Genomic DNA, 14,575 nt, shown 5'->3' with positions numbered 1-14,575 from the left:
CCCCTGCTCCGGCCACGCGGTTCGCGCGGTCGGCGGTCGGGGACGCCGCCGGGTCAGGATCAGGCGCCGATGGCGTGGTAACCGCCGTCGACGTGGACGATCTCGCCGGTGGTGGCCGGGAACCAGTCCGACAGCAGCGCCAGGCAGGCCCGGGCGGCCGGCTCCTGGTCGGTGAGGCTCCAGCCGAGCGGGGCGCGCTCGGTCCAGGCGTCCTCGAACTGGTCGAAGCCGGGGATGGACTTGGCGGCGATGGTGCGCAGCGGCCCGGCGGCGACCAGGTTGCTGCGGATGCCCTGCTTGCCCAGGTGCAGCGCCAGGTAGCGGGAGGCAGACTCCAGCCCGGCCTTGGCCACGCCCATCCAGTCGTAGACCGGCCACGCCTTGGTGGCGTCGAAGGTGAGGCCGACCACCGCGCCGCCGGCGGACATCAGCGGCAGCGCCGCCATGGCCAGGGACTTGTACGAGTACGTGGAGACCTGCAACGCGGTCGCCACGTCCTCCCACGGCGCGTCGAGGAACCCCCCGCCGAGGCAGCTCTGCGGGGCGAAGCCGATCGAGTGCACCACCCCGTCCAGGCCGTCGACGTGCTCGCGCACCTTGTCGGCCAAGCCGGCGAGCTGCTCCGGGTTGGTCACGTCGAGCTCGATCACCGGCGCCGGCTCGGGCAGCCGCTTGGCGATCCGCTCGACCAGGGAGAGCCGGCCGTAGCCGGTGAGCACGACCTGGGCGCCGTTCTCCTGGGCGAGCTTCGCCACCGAGAAGGCGATCGAGGCGTCGGTGATGACACCGGTGACCAGCAGCCGCTTACCGGCGAGCAGTCCGGACATTGCAGTTTCCTCCGTCAGATCTTCTCAGTGACCCATGCCGAGGCCGCCGTCGACCGGGATGACGGCGCCGGAGATGTAGCCGGCCGCGTCGGAGGCCAGCCAAGTGACCACCCCGGCGACCTCGGCCGGGTCGGCGAACCGGCCGGCGGGGATGGCCTTGCGGTACTCGGTGCGGCGCTCCTCGGGCAGCGCGGCGGTCATGTCGGTGTCGATGAAGCCGGGCGCGACCACGTTGGCGGTGATGTTGCGGCTGCCCAGCTCACGGGTGATCGAGCGGGCCACGCCCACCAGGCCGGCCTTGCTGGCGGCGTAGTTGACCTGGCCGGCGCCGCCGTACAGCCCGACCACCGAGGAGATGAAGACCATCCGGCCCCACTTGGCCCGGAGCATCTTCGACGAGGCCCGCTTGGCGCAGCGGAAGGCGCCGGTCAGGTTGGTGTCCAGCACCCCGGTGAACTGCTCCTCGGACATCCGCATCAGCAGCGTGTCGTCGGTGATGCCGGCGTTGGCCACCAGCACCTCGACCGGGCCCAGCTCGGCCTCGACGGCGGCGAAGGCGGCGTCGACGGAGGCGGCGTCGGTGACGTCGCACTTCGCGGCGAAGAGCCCCGCCGGGGCCTCGCCGCTGCGGGTCGTCACGGCGACCCGGTCGCCCTGCTCGGCGAAGGCCTGCGCGATGGCCAGGCCGATCCCCCGGTTGCCGCCGGTCACCAGCACGGTACGGGCCACGGGTCCCCCTCTGCTCCTGATCTCTGCGTCGGTCGGAGCCTAGGCGTTACCGGCAGGTAAGCGCTAACTCCGACCACGTCATCGCGGGGCACGAGGCGTCGGATCCGCCCGACGGCGGGCGGGAGCGGAACCGCGGCCGCCCTGGCCCCAGCTGGCCGCGTCGTCGAGTGCCCCCTAGACGCGCACCGGGCGAGGCGGGGAACGCGGCGGCCCGAGCGGTGCAGCCGATCGGCCGAGTGCGCGCGCACGCTGTCCCCGTTGTACGATGATCGGCGTCTGCGGGCCGGTGTGCGGTCCGCGTTCCGGGCCCCACCGACCGCAGGAGGTGATCGCTGTGCGAGATAGCGATCCTCCCAGTCGTGGCCGGGCCGTCCGTCAGCCCCGCTGAGCCACGACTCAGTCGGCAGCTGACCCAGCTCCCGCTCCCCGCACCGCCTCCCGGCCGACCGCCGGGACGGCCGGCCTGCGCCGTTCCGGTCCGGAACGCGCCGCGGCGGAGCACCCCGGTCACGACTTCGTGTGCGCTTCCTGATCCAGCTCTGCGGTCCGCCCCCCGCACGCGGACCGTCCAGTCGCCACCCGGAGCCGTCCATGAGCCGTTACGTCGCCCCGCTGGGCTTCACCCTCGCCGCCGTCTGGGTGGCCGTCATCTTCATGCTGGCCGGCGGCGGTCACTGACCGTCGCCGGGCACCCGGCGTCCCCGGGTGCCCGGCACCCGGGCCTCACAGCATCCGGGACGTCCAGAGCAGACTCATCCCGCCCGCGCAGAGCGCCAGCAGCAGGGCCACCCCGGCGTACCACTGGGTGACCTCGCGAGGCTCGGTGCGGAACCCGATCGAGCTCCCCATGTCCTGGTAGACCTGCTTCAGCTCGGCGACCGAGGCCGCCTCGTAGAAGTAGCCCTCGGTGGTCTCGGCCAGCTGCGCCAGCGCCAGCCGGTCCACCGGCACCCGCTGGAGCTGACCGCCGATGTCCACCTGTCCGGAGTCGGTGCCGAAGGCGATGGTGGAGACCGGCACGTTCGCCGCCTGCGCCGCCGCGGCGGCCTCCTCCACCGACCGGCCGGAGGTGCGGAAGCCGTCGGAGAGCAGCACGATCCGGGCCGGCGGGATGCCGGCCGCCCCGTCGGCGGGCACCGAACGGATCGCCTCCAGGCAGGTGAAGACCGCCTCGCCGGTGGCGGTCGCCTCGGCCAGGGTGAGCCCGTCGATGGCCGCGGTCACCGCCGCCCGGTCCTTGGTGGGGGCGACCAGCACGTTGGCCGCCTTCGCGAAGGAGACCAACCCCAGGTTGTAGCTCGCCGGCAGCTCGCCCACGAACTGCTTGGCCGCCTCCTGCGCGGCCTCCAACCGGTTCGGCGCCACGTCGTCGGCCTGCATCGACAGCGAGACGTCGATGGCGAGCATGACGGTCGCCCGCTCCAGCGGCTCCCGGGTGTCCACCGCCGGCCGGGCCATCGCGGTGGCGAGCGCCACCAGGCAGAGCAGGAACGCGGTGGCGGCGGCGTGCCGCCGCCAGCCCAGCCCCTTCGGCGCCAGGGTCCGCAGCAGGTCGACGTTGGTGAACCGCATCGCGTACGCCCGGCGGTGACGCTGCCGCCAGACGTAGAGCGCGGCCAGGGCGAGCACCGGCAGCAGGGCCAGCAGCCACCACGGTTGCAGAAAACGGATCATCGAGTCGTCCCCCGGGTGCGGGCGTGCCGTTGCGCGGCCACGAAACGCACCATGTCCAACAGCCAGTCTCGGTCGGTACGCAGGCGCAGGTGCCCGGCGCCGGCGGCGCGCAGCTCGGCGGCGATCGCCTCGCGCTGGGCGGCGGCCGCGTCGGCGTACCGCTGGCGCAGCCGGGGATCGGCGGTCTGCACCTCGTGCAGCTCCCCGGTCTCCGGGTCGACCACCGGCAGCACCCCCACGTCCGGCAGCTCCAGCTCACGCGGGTCGACCACCTCGATCGCCAGCACGTCGTGCCGGACCCGCAGCTTACGCAGCGGCCGACCCCACTGCTGCGGCGGCGCGAGGAAGTCGGAGATCACCACGGCCAGGCCCCGGCGGCGCGGCGGCCGGTTCAGCAGGTCCACCAGCGCGCCGAGGTCGCTGCGGCCCGGCCGGACCGGGGTGCCGGCGAGCGCCCGCAGCAGGCCCTGCGCCTCCCGCCGCCCGGGCCGGGCCGGCACCCGGGTCAGCACCCCGGGCCCGGCCGGTGGCGGTGCGCCGCGCCACCGGCCCGCGGGCGCGGCCGGCTCGGCGCCGGTGCCGATCACCGCCCCGATCCGGTTGCCGCCCCGGACGGTGAGGTGGGTGAGCGCCGCCGCCGCCGCGATGACCACCTCCCGCTTCAGCCAACGTCCGGTGCCGAAGTCCAGGCTCGCCGAGAGGTCCACCGCCAGCCAGGTCTCCAGCTCCCGGTCGGCCACCGTACGACGCACGTGCGGCATGGTCGTCCGGGCGGTGACCGGCCAGTCCATCCGGCGCACGTCGTCACCGGGGCGGTACTCCCGGGACTCCCCCGCCTCGCTGCCGGGCCCCGGCAGCAGCCCGGCGTAGTCGCCCTGGAGCAGGCCGTCGAGTTTGCGGGTGACCAGCAGCTGCAACCGGGACAGCACGGCCTCGGTGCGCTCCCCACCCGCGTCGGCCGGCCGGACGGGAGAGGTCACGGCCGCTGCCCGGGCCAGCCGGCGGCCGGCGGCGCGCTGCCCGGGTGCACCGGGCCGGCCTGCTGCCGGGGCGCCACCGACGGCAGCGGGATGGTCGACATGACCCGGTGCACCACGTGGTCGGCCGGCACGTCGTCGGCGAGCGCGTCGTAGCTGAGCACCAGCCGGTGCCGCAGGATGTCCGGGGCGATGTCCTGCACGTCCTGCGGCAGGGCGTAGTCCCGGCCGCGCAGCAGGGCCAGCGCCCGGGTCGCCCGGATCAGGCCGAGCGAGGCGCGCGGGCTCGCCCCGTACTGGATGAGCCGGGCCACGTCCGGCATGCCGTGCTCGGCGGGGGCCCGGGTGGCGAGCACCAACCGGACGGCGTAGTCGACCAGCGCGTTGTGCACGAAGACCTGGTCGGCCCGGCGCTGGAGGGCGAGCAGGTCGTCGGTGGTGAAGACCTGCGCCGGTTCGGGCGGGGCCACCCCCATCCGGTAGACGATCTCCCGCTCCTCGGCGTCCGTCGGGTACCCGACCACGATCTTCATCAGGAAGCGGTCCCGCTGCGCCTCCGGCAGCGGGTAGACGCCCTCCTGCTCGATCGGGTTCTGGGTCGCCATCACCAGGAACGGATTCGGCACCCGGTGCGTCTCGCCGCCGATGGAGACCTGCTGCTCGCTCATCACCTCCAGCAGCGCCGACTGCACCTTCGCCGGGGCCCGGTTGATCTCGTCGGCGAGCAGGAAGTTGACGAAGACCGGGCCCAGCTCGACGTCGAACTTCTCGCTGGACTGTCGGTAGATCCGGGTGCCCATGATGTCCGCCGGGACCAGGTCCGGGGTGAACTGCACCCGGGCGAAGTCGCCACCGACCACCTTGGCCAACGTCTCCACGGCCAGCGTCTTGGCCACGCCGGGGACGCCCTCGAGGAGGCAGTGCCCGCGGGCGAGGAGCGCGACGAACATCCGCTCCACCATCCGGTCCTGCCCGACGATGACCCGTTTGATCTCGAACAACGCCCGTTCCAGCAGGCTGGCGTCCTGCGCCGGTGTGATCACCGGCGCGGGTGTCTCCGGGGCCGCCCCGTTCGGTGTCGGGGCGTCGGGCGTGGTCGGCTGGGCCACCGGTCCTCCAGCAAGATCGGTCGTCGCGGGTGGTGCGTACCAAGACTCGCATGCCCGACTGAGTGCCGACGCGGGGAGAAGGCGATTTGCGGCGCGGCGTCCGGTTGGCCGAATCGCTGAACGAGGGTGGACACGCAGGGGTCCGCAACGTGTACGATTCACCCCGTCGCCGGGCGGCTCCCCCCGTGGCCGCCCGGCGCTCAAGCTTCCGGCACCCGGGCCTAGACTGCCCCGGGTGACCACTCCCACCCCCGCCGACGAGGCTCCGAACTGTTCGTCCCGTGGGTGCCGCGCTTCCGCCGTCTGGGCGCTGCGCTGGAACAATCCCCGCCTGCACGACCCGGACCGGCGCAAGACCTGGCTGGCCTGCCCGGAGCACCGGGTCTCCCTCGGCGACTTCCTCGACGCGCGGGGCTTCCTGCGCGAGGTCGCTCCCCTGCCCGGATCGCCTACGCTCGAAGGGTGAACGCGCACAGCGGACGTACCCGGTGACCGACCCCGAACCGCCCCGGCCTCCGGTCAGCGCCCTGGAACCCTGGCCGGACACGGTGCGGTGGCAGTCGATCTCGCACGACCTGATCTGGGTGGAGCTGCTCCGGCTCGCGGCCGGACTCGCGGTGCTGCTCACCGGCCTGGGCCTGGGCTGGGCCTTCACCGGTCACTGGCTCTTCGGCGCGGCGCTCGGCGCGGTGGTGCTGCTCGGCGTCTGGCGGGCGGCGGCGATCGTCCGGGCCGTGCACGCCTGGGGGTACGCCGAGCGGGAGGACGACCTGCTGGTGCGGCACGGGCTGCTGGTCCGCCGCCTCTCCATCGTGCCGTACTCGCGGATGCAGTTCGTCGACGTCAGCGCGGGGCCGCTGGAGCGGGCCTTCGACCTGGCCACGGTGCAACTGCACACGGCCGCGGCGGCCAGCGACGCCCGGGTGCCCGGTCTGCGGCCGGCCGAGGCGGCCCGGCTGCGCGACCGGCTCACCGCGCTCGGTGAAGACCGCGCGGAGGGGTTGTGACAGACGGCCGTGGCCCGGTGCCGGCCCGGCCCGACACGGGTCAGCAGCCGGTCGGGGCGGAGCCGCCCGCCCCACCGGGCACGCCACCGCCGGCACCGGCGGACGGGCGACCGACCGACGGGCAGCCGCCCGGGCCGGTCGGTCCGGGGCCGTACCACCCGACCGGCGCGCAGCCGCCGGCGCCGATCGACGCCGAGCAGGTCGGGCCGGTTGGCGGGCAGCCCCACGGCCCGACCGGCGGGCAGCCGTCGGCCCCGACCGGCGCGGAGCCGCGACAGCGGCTGCACCCGCTCAGCCCGGTGCTGCACGGCGCCAAGTCCCTGGTGGTGGTGATCGCCGGGCTCTCCTGGTCGACGCTGTCCCGGGTGGGCTTCGGCTGGTTCGCCGCGATGGCGACGGCGCTGGCGCTGGGCGCCACCGTGCTCGCGGTGATCAGCTGGTGGAACACCGGCTACCACATCGTGGGGCGGGAGCTGCGGGTGCACGAGGGGCTGCTCTGGCGGCGTACCCGGGCCATCCCGCTCGAACGTCTCCAGGCCGTGGAGGTGGTGCGCCCACTGCTCGCCCAGCTGACCGGCCTGGCCGAGCTGCGCCTGGAGGTGGTCGGCGGCGGCCGTACCGAGGCGCCGCTGGCGTACCTGAGCGTCGCGGACGCCGAGCTGCTGCGGCACCGGCTGCTCGCGGCCGCCGGCCGGGCGCCCGGCGGGGAGGTCGCCCCGGCCGGTGCGCCGGCGGGGCCGCCGCCGGAGCCGACCGGCCGGCCCCTGTACGCGGTGCGCAACGCCGACGTGCTGGTCAGCCAGCTGCTCACCCCACAGGCGTTCCTGCTCCCCTTCGGCGTGGCGTTCGTGGTGATGCAGTTCCTGTCGAGAGGCTCCTGGTCGTTCATCGCGGTGGCCAGCACCCTGACCGCGATGGCGGGCGTCCTCCTGCAACCGGCCCGCCGGGTCCTCGACGACTGGAACTTCCGGCTCGACCGGGAGTCCGACCGGCTCCGGATCCGCAACGGGCTGCTGGAGACCCGGGTGCAGACCGTGCCGCTGGACCGGGTGCAGACGGTCGGGGTGACCTGGCCGCTGCTCTGGCGGGTGAAGGGCTGGCTGCGGCTGCGGTTGGAGGTGGCCGGCTACTCCGGCGGCGAGTCGGACGACCGCAACCGACCGGACCGGCTGCTGCCGGTGGGCGACCTGCCCACCGGCGAGGCGATCGTCGCCGAGGTGCTGCCCGGGGTACGGCTGGCCGCGCTGCCGCTGACGCCCCCGCCGGAGCGGGCCCGCTGGCGGCGGCCGCTGAGCGTACGGGTGCTCGGCGCGGGGCTGGGCGAGCAGGTCTTCACCGTCCGGTACGGGCTGATCACCCGCCAGCTGGCGATCGTGCCGTACGCCCGGATCCAGAGCGTACGGGTGGTGCAGGGGCCGGTGCAGCGGCTGCTGCGGCTGGCCACGGTGCACGCCGACACGGCGGGCGGCGCGGGCGCGGCGGCGTACGACCGGGACCTGGCCGAGGCGTGGGCCCTCGCCGCGGAACTGACCGCCCGGTCGCACGCGGCCCGGCGCCGCCGCTGATCGCGGCCCGGCCCGGACCGGCGGCGACGAACCTTGCCCGGCCGTCACCGCGAGAGTGCCGGGCCGGTGGCTGCGCCTCAGCGACGGACCGGGGTGGCCGGCTCCCCGGTGGGGCGGGACGGGACGGTCTCCTCGACCGGCGCGGCGGCCCCGACGAGGGCCTCCTCGGCGGCGGGGATCTCGGCCGGCGGGCGGCGGCGGGCCTGCCGGGCCGCCCACCACCGCTCGGCCAGCCCGACCGCCAGGAAGGTCATCCCCACGTACGCCCAGCCCACCAGCACGTCGATCACGTAGTGCTCGCCGGAGTAGACCAGGGTGAAGGTCATCGCCAGCGGGTACGCCAGCAGCAGCGGCCACCACCGCTTGCGGGTGGCCCGCAGGAAGAACAGCACCACGAAGAGCGCGAACGCGGTGTGCAGCGAGGGCATCGCGGCGACCGGGTTGGACGCGATCTGACCGGCGTTGAGCAGGTTGCCGGCGCCGTGCATGCCGAACGCCTTCCACCCGCGGGTGGAGATCCGGGCCACCTCGGTGAGCAGCCCGTTCTGCGCCGCCCACCAGGGCGGCGCCGCCGGGTACAGGAAGTAGGTGACCAGCCCGGTGGCGCAGAGGAAGCCCCAGCGCCGCATGAACGCGGCCCACCGTCCCCGGTCCCGCAGCCAGAGCACCGCGGCGGCGGCCAGCGCCACCACGAAGTGCGAGAAGTAGACCCAGCTGACCAGCACGTCCCACCAGTGCACGTCGGGCCGGTAGAGGTGCTCCTGGAGCCAGACGGTCGGCACCTCGCCGCCGGTGGCCCAGCCGAACATGAACCGATCGGCGACGATCAGCTCGTAGGCGTGCGGGGTCGCCCCGTTGTCGGCGAACCCTCGGGAGAGGTTGTACGCCGCCAGCAGCAGCACCACGGGCACCCAGTCCCGGGCGAAGCGCAGGTGGCTGCGCCACGGCCGGGACGAGTTCCAGGCGACGGTGGCCGCCCAGATCCAGAGGAACGCGTACGCCGGGTCGGTCGGCAGGCCGATCCCGAGCCAGGCGGCGACGAAGGCGACGCCCCAGACCGCCATCGCGGTCACGCGGCGGCGCCCGCCGTCGGGGGACGCGGGGGGTCCGGTCGGGGCGGGGGGCTGGGGGTCAGTCACGACGGCCATCGCGGTCAAGGTTAACGGCGGGCGACCGACCGGCCCACGCCGACCACCGGCCCCGGCTCCGCCGCGCCCGCCGAGGGCCGGTGGGTTCGCCCCCGCCGGCGCCCCGGGCCGCCGCGCGACACCTGATCCGGACATGACGGTGGCCGTACGCGCGGCAGCGTCCCGGCGTAGCGCAGCGGAGCCGGGACAGGGGTTGCTGGCGTGGTTGAGTGTGTCGATGTGGGCCCGCGGCGGACCCGTACTGGGTGGCGGTTGGTCCCGGATTCGATGCCGCCATCCGGATCAGCCGCCACATTGTCACCGGTCTTGCTCGCACCGCCTTGATCGGCGGTAGGCGTGCTCATGCTCACCTCTCAAGACTCGATGGCGTGATCCGTAAGAGATTCGGAAAGAGAGCCGAGACATGGACAGTGGCGCGAGCACCCGTCCGGACTGCGGCTCTTCCGGCGATAGGGTCGACAGCACTGTGGCACGGGGACGGGGACGGGGAACGGAAGCCGATCTGCTCGACGGCATGCTCGAGCGGACCGTGGGGGGAAGCGGTGGCGCGGCGGTTGTCGTCGGTGAACCGGGGATGGGGAAGACGACGCTGCTGGCCGATGTCGAGGCGCGGGCCCGGCAGCGCGGCATGCGCGTACTGCGGTGCCGGGGCGTGGAGTCGGAGACGGATCTGCCCTTCGCGGGCCTGCACGAGCTGTTGCGGCCCTGCCAGGATGGGATCGAGCAGCTGGCCGGGGCGCAGCGGGCCGCGCTGGACAGCGCGCTGGGGCTGAGCGACCGGCCCGCGGAGCGGTTCCTGGTGTCGGTGGCGGTGCTGGGACTCCTGGTCGCCGCGGCCGAGGAGCGGCCGGTGGTGGTCCTGGTGGATGACATGCACTGGCTGGATCCGGATTCGCGTAACGCGCTGCTGTTCGCGGCCCGGCGCCTGGCCCCGGAGTCGGTGTGCATGGTGCTGGCCGCACGACGTACCCCCGAGTGGGATGTGGGCCGGGCCGGGCCGCCGGTGATCGAACTGGGGCCGCTGTCCGACACGGAGGCGGCAGCCGTGCTGGCCGAGCGGCACCCGGAGATCGTTCCTCAGGTGAGCGAGTGGCTGCTGACGGCCGCCGCGGGCATCCCTCTCGTACTGTTCGAACTCGCCTCCACGCTCGACGCGGCCCAGCGGAGCGGGACAAGGGAGCTGCCCCCAGACCCGGTGGTGGGCCCGCGGCTGCGCGCGGTGCTGCTCAGCGATGTTCAGCGGCTCGGTCCGGATGCCCGGCGGGTACTGCTGCTCGCGGCCGCCGAGGGCGGGGAGGATATGGACCTCCTGCTGCGGGCGGCCAAGTCGCTGGGGATCGGCGCCGAGGCGTTCGACGCCTTGCAGGGTTCGGGAGCGGTGTGGATGGACCGGGGGCGCGTGCGGTTTCGGCATCCGCTGATCCGCCAGGCGGTGTACGAGGATGCCGGACCCGCCGCCCGGATGGCAGCGCACCGCGCGCTCGCCGAGGCCGGCGATCCGGAGCGCCGGGCCTGGCACCTGGCCGCCGCAGCCGAGGGGCCGGACGAGGGCATCGCCGTGCTGCTGGAGCGGCAGGCGGAAGTGTGCCTGCGCCGGGGGGCGACCGGTACGGCGGAACGGGCCTTGGTGCGGGCCGCCGAGCTGAGCGAGAGCGACGCAGTGCGGATGGCGCGTACCGTACGCGCCGCCGAGGCTGCCTGGCAGTCCGGGGAGAGAGAGCAGGCGCAGGCCCTGGCCGGCCGAGTGGACGAACGGCACGCCGACGCGCCGACGCGGGGACGGCTGCTGGCGCTGCGCGGCATGACCGAGTACTTCTCCTGCACCGGGGAGGCGGCCCACCTGCTGCTGGTGCGCGCGGCCCGGGAAACCGCGCCCACGGACGCCGCACGCGCGGCCGACCTGCTCGCGATGGCGGTGCGCGCGGCCTGGGCGGCGAACCTGCCCTCGCTGGTCGCGGAGACGGGGGTCCAGGGCGCTGCGCTGCTGTCCGCCGAGCCCTCGCTGGCCCGGCCGCTCGGCCATCTCGTCCAGGTGAGCGCGGCACGGTCCTTCCCCGACCGTGGGAGCAACCCCGGTCCGGGGGATCTGGGAGAAGGGGAGCAGTCGGCTGACCTGCGCGGGCTCTTCACCGAGCTGGCACCGGCCCTCGCCGACAGTGACCGGGACTGGGCGATCGCCGCCCTGCTCGCCCTGGCCTGCGGGACGGAGGACATCGTCCACCGCGCGTACGTGACACAGGAGCAGCGTTTGCGCAGTGGCGGCGCGGTGGGCCAGCTGGCGGTGGTCCTGTCCCAGATGAGCACGCTGGAAGTGGCCGCCGGACGCTGGACCACCGCCGTCTCGAACGCCGCCGAGGGGGGATGGCTGGCCGAGCAGTCCGGGCAGCCCGGGACGACGGCAGTCTCGGACAACGCACTGGCCTGGGTGGCCGCCATGCAGGGCCGGGAGCGGGACTGCCGGGAGCGAGCCGATCGCACCTTGCGGTTCGCGTCCGAGCACGGCATCAACGTCATCGCTGCGGGCGCCCGTTGGCACCTGGCGCTGCTGGATCTGGGGATGGGCCGGCCAGACGCGGCGATGGATGTCCTGCTGCCGGTGGTGGCTCCCGGGGGCCCGAGCAGCCACCCCTCGTTCGCCGCACTCGCCATGGCCGACCTGACCGAGGCAGCCGTACGCTGCGGACGTCTGACGGAGATCCGGGGCAGTGTCGAGGAGGCGGCCCAAGGTGGGCTGGAGTCGGACATCGCCTGGGCGCGGTCGGCCGGCCATCGCATGCTGGGGCTGCTGGCCACCGCCGAAAGGCAGACTCCGGTGGCGGACGAGACCGCTGCCGGGCACTTCACCGCCGCGATCGACGCGGCGACAGCGGCCGGGCGTCCGTTCGACCTGGCCCATACGCGGCTGCTGCACGGTGAGCTCCTGCGGCGCCGCAAGCAGCGCGGGCAGGCGTTGCCGGAACTGCGGGCGGCATATGAGACCTTCGACCGGCTGGGGGCGACACCGTGGCGGGAGCGGGCGCGGCGGGAGATCCAGGCCGCCGGCGACCAGGTGGCCAGCAGTACGCCGGACACCCTGGAAGATCTGACGCCACAGGAGTTGCAGATCAGCCGCCTCGCGGCGCGCGGGCTGACGAACAAGCAGATCGCCGACCGGCTGTTCATCAGCCCTCGCACTGTCGGCTATCACCTGTACCACGTGTTTCCCAAACTGGGTGTCACCTCCCGTTCCCAGCTGCGCGAGGTCCCCGAGCTGCGCTCCGAGTAGCCGGGCGTCACGCCCCGTTCCCCAAGGCCACGAGGCCTTCACCGTCGCATCGCAAACCGCCCGCGACAACGCCATCACCGCGACCGGCGTCACCGCCACCACCCTGGTCGCCACGACCGGCACCGCCGTCCTGGCCGCGCTGCTGCCCGCCGGCAGACCCCGACCCTCCGCCAGCAAGGTCAAATCACCGATCTCGCCCTACCACACCTCCAAAGCCGACACCCGGCCGCTGACCAGCACAACCATCACGAAATCGCGCTCACCATCAGGGAACCGGGCCGACCCCACCGCCGCCACTACCGCAGCCCACCGCACCGTGCCGGCGGCGCCCACCCGCGACCACAGCAGGCGACAGCACCAGCCAGATGACCGCGATGTCGCTGGCCGGCCATTTTCGCCCTCCTGAGCGGCGATCCCCAGAGAATCTGGAAGCCCGCGACATCGCCCGCAAGCAACCTCATCAGCTTTGTGCCCAAATGTCGCAACGGGCCATCTGAGGGCCGATCCGCAGGACCGCTCCAGCGACCTTGCCCCGTACACCAGTCATCGTGACTGATCCGGACAGCCACGTCCCGAGGCAAACTCGCCACATCGGTACAACGAGGTGGGCGACAATGAGCAGCAGGAGCAAAGTCTCTGATCGACCCCGAGTTGCGGGTGCACGGGATACGGGGCTGCGTGTCGCCGACGCTTCGGTCATGCCGCACGAGACCAGCGGCAACACCATCGCCCCCAGCATCATGATCGGCGAGAAGGTCGCGGACCTGATTCTCGACCGCAGCGCCGGCTGACCGGGGCACAGCTCCGGCACGATCCGGTGCCGTCCAGGCAGCCAGCCCCGTGCACCGGCACCTTCACAACCGCGAACCCAATGAGCAGAAGGCGAGAAGACCATGCCCACGACCGTCACCGCAGCAGTGGCCCGCACCGGACAGGACGGCTTCTCGATCGAGCGGCTGGAACTGGAGGACCCGCGTCCGGATGAGGTCCTCGTCCGCTACACCGCGGCCGGCCTGTGCCACACCGACCTGGAAGCCGCCGCGGGTCGTCTGCCCACCCCGCACCCGGTCGTCCTCGGCCATGAGGGTGCCGGTGTCGTGGAGGCCGTCGGCTCGGGGGTCACCGGCTTCAAGCCCGGCGACCGGGTCGTGCTCAGCCTCGACTCCGACGGCACCTGCCGCAACTGCCTGTCCGGGCAGCCCGCCTACTGCGAGCAACACGTCCCGCTGAACTTCGAGTCCCGCCGCGCGGACGGCTCGGTCGGACTCAAGGACAGTGCCGGGCCGGTCCATGACCACTTCTTCGGCCAGTCCTCCTTCGCCAGCCACGGCCTCGCCCACCCGCGCGGCCTGATCAAGGTGGACGACGAGGTGCCGCTGGCGACACTGGCCCCTCTCGGCTGCGGCATCGTCACCGGCGCCGGAGCGGTCTTCAACTCCCTCCGGGTCCAGGCAGGCAGCACTGTCGCCGTCTTCGGCGTGGGATCGGTCGGACTCTCCGCGCTGATGGCGGCCGTCGCCTGCGGCGCCACGCGTGTCATCGCCGTGGACACCAAGCCCGAACGCCTCGCCCTGGCCAAGGAGCTGGGTGCCACCGACCTGGTGGACGCGGTAACCGCCGACACCACCGAGGCCATCACCGACCTGACCGGCGGCCGCGGGGTCGACTACAGCGTCGAGTCGACGGGCGTCGTCGCGGTGATGAACACCGCCATCGCCGCCCTCGCCCCCCTGGGCTCCGCCGCCATCCTCGGCGTCGCCGCCCTGGACGCCACCTTGCACGCCAACGTCTTCGAACTGCTCAAGGGCCGCACCATCACCGGCTCGGTCATGGGACACCAGGCCCCCGGTGTCCTCATCCCCCGCCTGCTCGGCCTGCACCGCCAGGGCCGCTTCCCCTTTGACCGCATGATCAGCACCTACCCGCTGACCGACATCAACACCGCCGTCGCCGATGTGAAGACAGGCGGCACCGCCAAGGCCGTCCTCACCCACGCGGCCTGACCGAAGGGCCCCTTCCATGACGGTTGGCACGCAACTACGCAACAGAACCGAGTGCCTTCACGCCACAAATGGTTCAAGCGTCAATCATTCGGGTTGATGGTGACGAAGATGCGAATCGCAACTGCGGCCGGCGATGCCACGTCAAGTGGACGGCCGTTGTCTGCTGCGCACCGAGAACCCGCCCGTTCGCCAACTGGTTAAGCCTGCCGCTCAGCGGGAACTGCCAGTGACGCGCGCCAGATCGCGGCTTCGTTGTCATCAGCCTCCCCCG

The 14,575-nt window shown here is 73.5% G+C and carries 12 protein-coding genes and 1 pseudogene; 7 read left to right on the top strand and 6 right to left on the bottom strand.

The window, feature by feature from the left end:
• Nucleotides 1-59: 59 nt before the first annotated feature.
• Complete coding sequence (fabI, locus tag AC5L3Z_RS09480; protein WP_334527393.1) at nt 60-827, bottom strand: enoyl-ACP reductase FabI; 768 nt, start codon at nt 825-827, stop codon at nt 60-62.
• A 24-nt stretch (nt 828-851) separates the two neighbouring features.
• Nucleotides 852-1,556, bottom strand: coding sequence for a 3-oxoacyl-ACP reductase FabG (fabG, locus tag AC5L3Z_RS09475; protein WP_494841118.1), 705 nt, complete (start codon nt 1,554-1,556; stop codon nt 852-854).
• Nucleotides 1,557-2,075: 519 nt separating this feature from the next.
• Between fabG and AC5L3Z_RS09470 the strand changes: the two genes are divergently transcribed.
• Complete coding sequence (locus AC5L3Z_RS09470; protein WP_334527404.1) at nt 2,076-2,234, top strand: hypothetical protein; 159 nt, start codon at nt 2,076-2,078, stop codon at nt 2,232-2,234.
• A 45-nt stretch (nt 2,235-2,279) separates the two neighbouring features.
• Here the strand turns inward: AC5L3Z_RS09470 and AC5L3Z_RS09465 are convergent, their stop codons facing one another.
• Genes AC5L3Z_RS09465 through AC5L3Z_RS09455 form a run of 3 tightly spaced genes read right to left on the bottom strand, consistent with a single transcriptional unit; the run spans nt 2,280 to nt 5,316 of the window.
• Nucleotides 2,280-3,230 (bottom strand): VWA domain-containing protein, encoded by a 951-nt coding sequence (locus tag AC5L3Z_RS09465; protein WP_494841116.1) that lies wholly within the window; start codon nt 3,228-3,230, stop codon nt 2,280-2,282.
• Nucleotides 3,227-4,228 (bottom strand): DUF58 domain-containing protein, encoded by a 1,002-nt coding sequence (locus AC5L3Z_RS09460; RefSeq protein ID WP_494841284.1) that lies wholly within the window; start codon nt 4,226-4,228, stop codon nt 3,227-3,229. Before AC5L3Z_RS09460 ends, AC5L3Z_RS09465 begins: the two co-directional genes overlap by 4 nt.
• On the bottom strand, nt 4,207-5,316 hold the full coding sequence (locus tag AC5L3Z_RS09455; protein WP_494841114.1) for an AAA family ATPase: 1,110 nt from the start codon (nt 5,314-5,316) through the stop codon (nt 4,207-4,209). Before AC5L3Z_RS09455 ends, AC5L3Z_RS09460 begins: the two co-directional genes overlap by 22 nt.
• A gap of 235 nt (nt 5,317-5,551) precedes the next feature.
• Here AC5L3Z_RS09455 and AC5L3Z_RS09450 point away from each other — a divergent pair, with 235 nt between their 5' ends.
• The 3 genes from AC5L3Z_RS09450 to AC5L3Z_RS09440 all read left to right on the top strand — a co-directional run bounded on the left by AC5L3Z_RS09450 (nt 5,552) and on the right by AC5L3Z_RS09440 (nt 7,888).
• Nucleotides 5,552-5,782 (top strand): hypothetical protein, encoded by a 231-nt coding sequence (locus AC5L3Z_RS09450; RefSeq protein ID WP_494841113.1) that lies wholly within the window; start codon nt 5,552-5,554, stop codon nt 5,780-5,782.
• 22 nt (nt 5,783-5,804) lie between these two features.
• Nucleotides 5,805-6,323 carry a PH domain-containing protein gene (locus AC5L3Z_RS09445; RefSeq protein WP_494841111.1) on the top strand — a complete coding sequence of 173 codons (519 nt, stop codon included), beginning with the start codon at nt 5,805-5,807 and terminating at the stop codon, nt 6,321-6,323.
• Nucleotides 6,324-6,604: 281 nt separating this feature from the next.
• Nucleotides 6,605-7,888 carry a PH domain-containing protein gene (locus AC5L3Z_RS09440; RefSeq protein ID WP_494841283.1) on the top strand — a complete coding sequence of 428 codons (1,284 nt, stop codon included), beginning with the start codon at nt 6,605-6,607 and terminating at the stop codon, nt 7,886-7,888.
• Between the two features lie 77 nt (nt 7,889-7,965).
• Here the strand turns inward: AC5L3Z_RS09440 and AC5L3Z_RS09435 are convergent, their stop codons facing one another.
• On the bottom strand, nt 7,966-9,036 hold the full coding sequence (locus AC5L3Z_RS09435) for a phosphatase PAP2 family protein (RefSeq protein ID WP_494841110.1): 1,071 nt from the start codon (nt 9,034-9,036) through the stop codon (nt 7,966-7,968).
• Nucleotides 9,037-9,439: 403 nt separating this feature from the next.
• Between AC5L3Z_RS09435 and AC5L3Z_RS09430 the strand changes: the two genes are divergently transcribed.
• The 3 genes and pseudogenes from AC5L3Z_RS09430 to AC5L3Z_RS09420 all read left to right on the top strand — a co-directional run bounded on the left by AC5L3Z_RS09430 (nt 9,440) and on the right by AC5L3Z_RS09420 (nt 14,304).
• Nucleotides 9,440-12,301 carry a helix-turn-helix transcriptional regulator gene (locus AC5L3Z_RS09430; protein ID WP_494841109.1) on the top strand — a complete coding sequence of 954 codons (2,862 nt, stop codon included), beginning with the start codon at nt 9,440-9,442 and terminating at the stop codon, nt 12,299-12,301.
• A 614-nt stretch (nt 12,302-12,915) separates the two neighbouring features.
• Nucleotides 12,916-12,990: pseudogene (locus tag AC5L3Z_RS09425) on the top strand (hypothetical protein); the annotation flags it as partial.
• A gap of 204 nt (nt 12,991-13,194) precedes the next feature.
• On the top strand, nt 13,195-14,304 hold the full coding sequence (locus AC5L3Z_RS09420) for an NAD(P)-dependent alcohol dehydrogenase (RefSeq protein WP_494841108.1): 1,110 nt from the start codon (nt 13,195-13,197) through the stop codon (nt 14,302-14,304).
• The last annotated feature ends 271 nt before the right edge of the window (nt 14,305-14,575 follow it).

This window comes from Micromonospora sp. LZ37 (assembly GCF_059359015.1).
Note: the sequence above shows the minus strand (reverse complement) of the source record. Positions and strands in the feature narration are given on the sequence as shown.

Bases quoted from the DNA above. Each gene is read 5' to 3' on its own strand.
- fabI (WP_334527393.1), bottom strand. From the start codon at position 827: ATGTCCGGACTGCTCGCCGGTAAGCGGCTGCTGGTCACCGGTGTCATC.
- AC5L3Z_RS09465 (WP_494841116.1), bottom strand. From the start codon at position 3,230: ATGATCCGTTTTCTGCAACCGTGGTGGCTGCTGGCCCTGCTGCCGGTG.
- AC5L3Z_RS09435 (WP_494841110.1), bottom strand. From the start codon at position 9,036: ATGGCCGTCGTGACTGACCCCCAGCCCCCCGCCCCGACCGGACCCCCC.
- AC5L3Z_RS09430 (WP_494841109.1), top strand. From the start codon at position 9,440: ATGGACAGTGGCGCGAGCACCCGTCCGGACTGCGGCTCTTCCGGCGAT.
- AC5L3Z_RS09420 (WP_494841108.1), top strand. From the start codon at position 13,195: ATGCCCACGACCGTCACCGCAGCAGTGGCCCGCACCGGACAGGACGGC.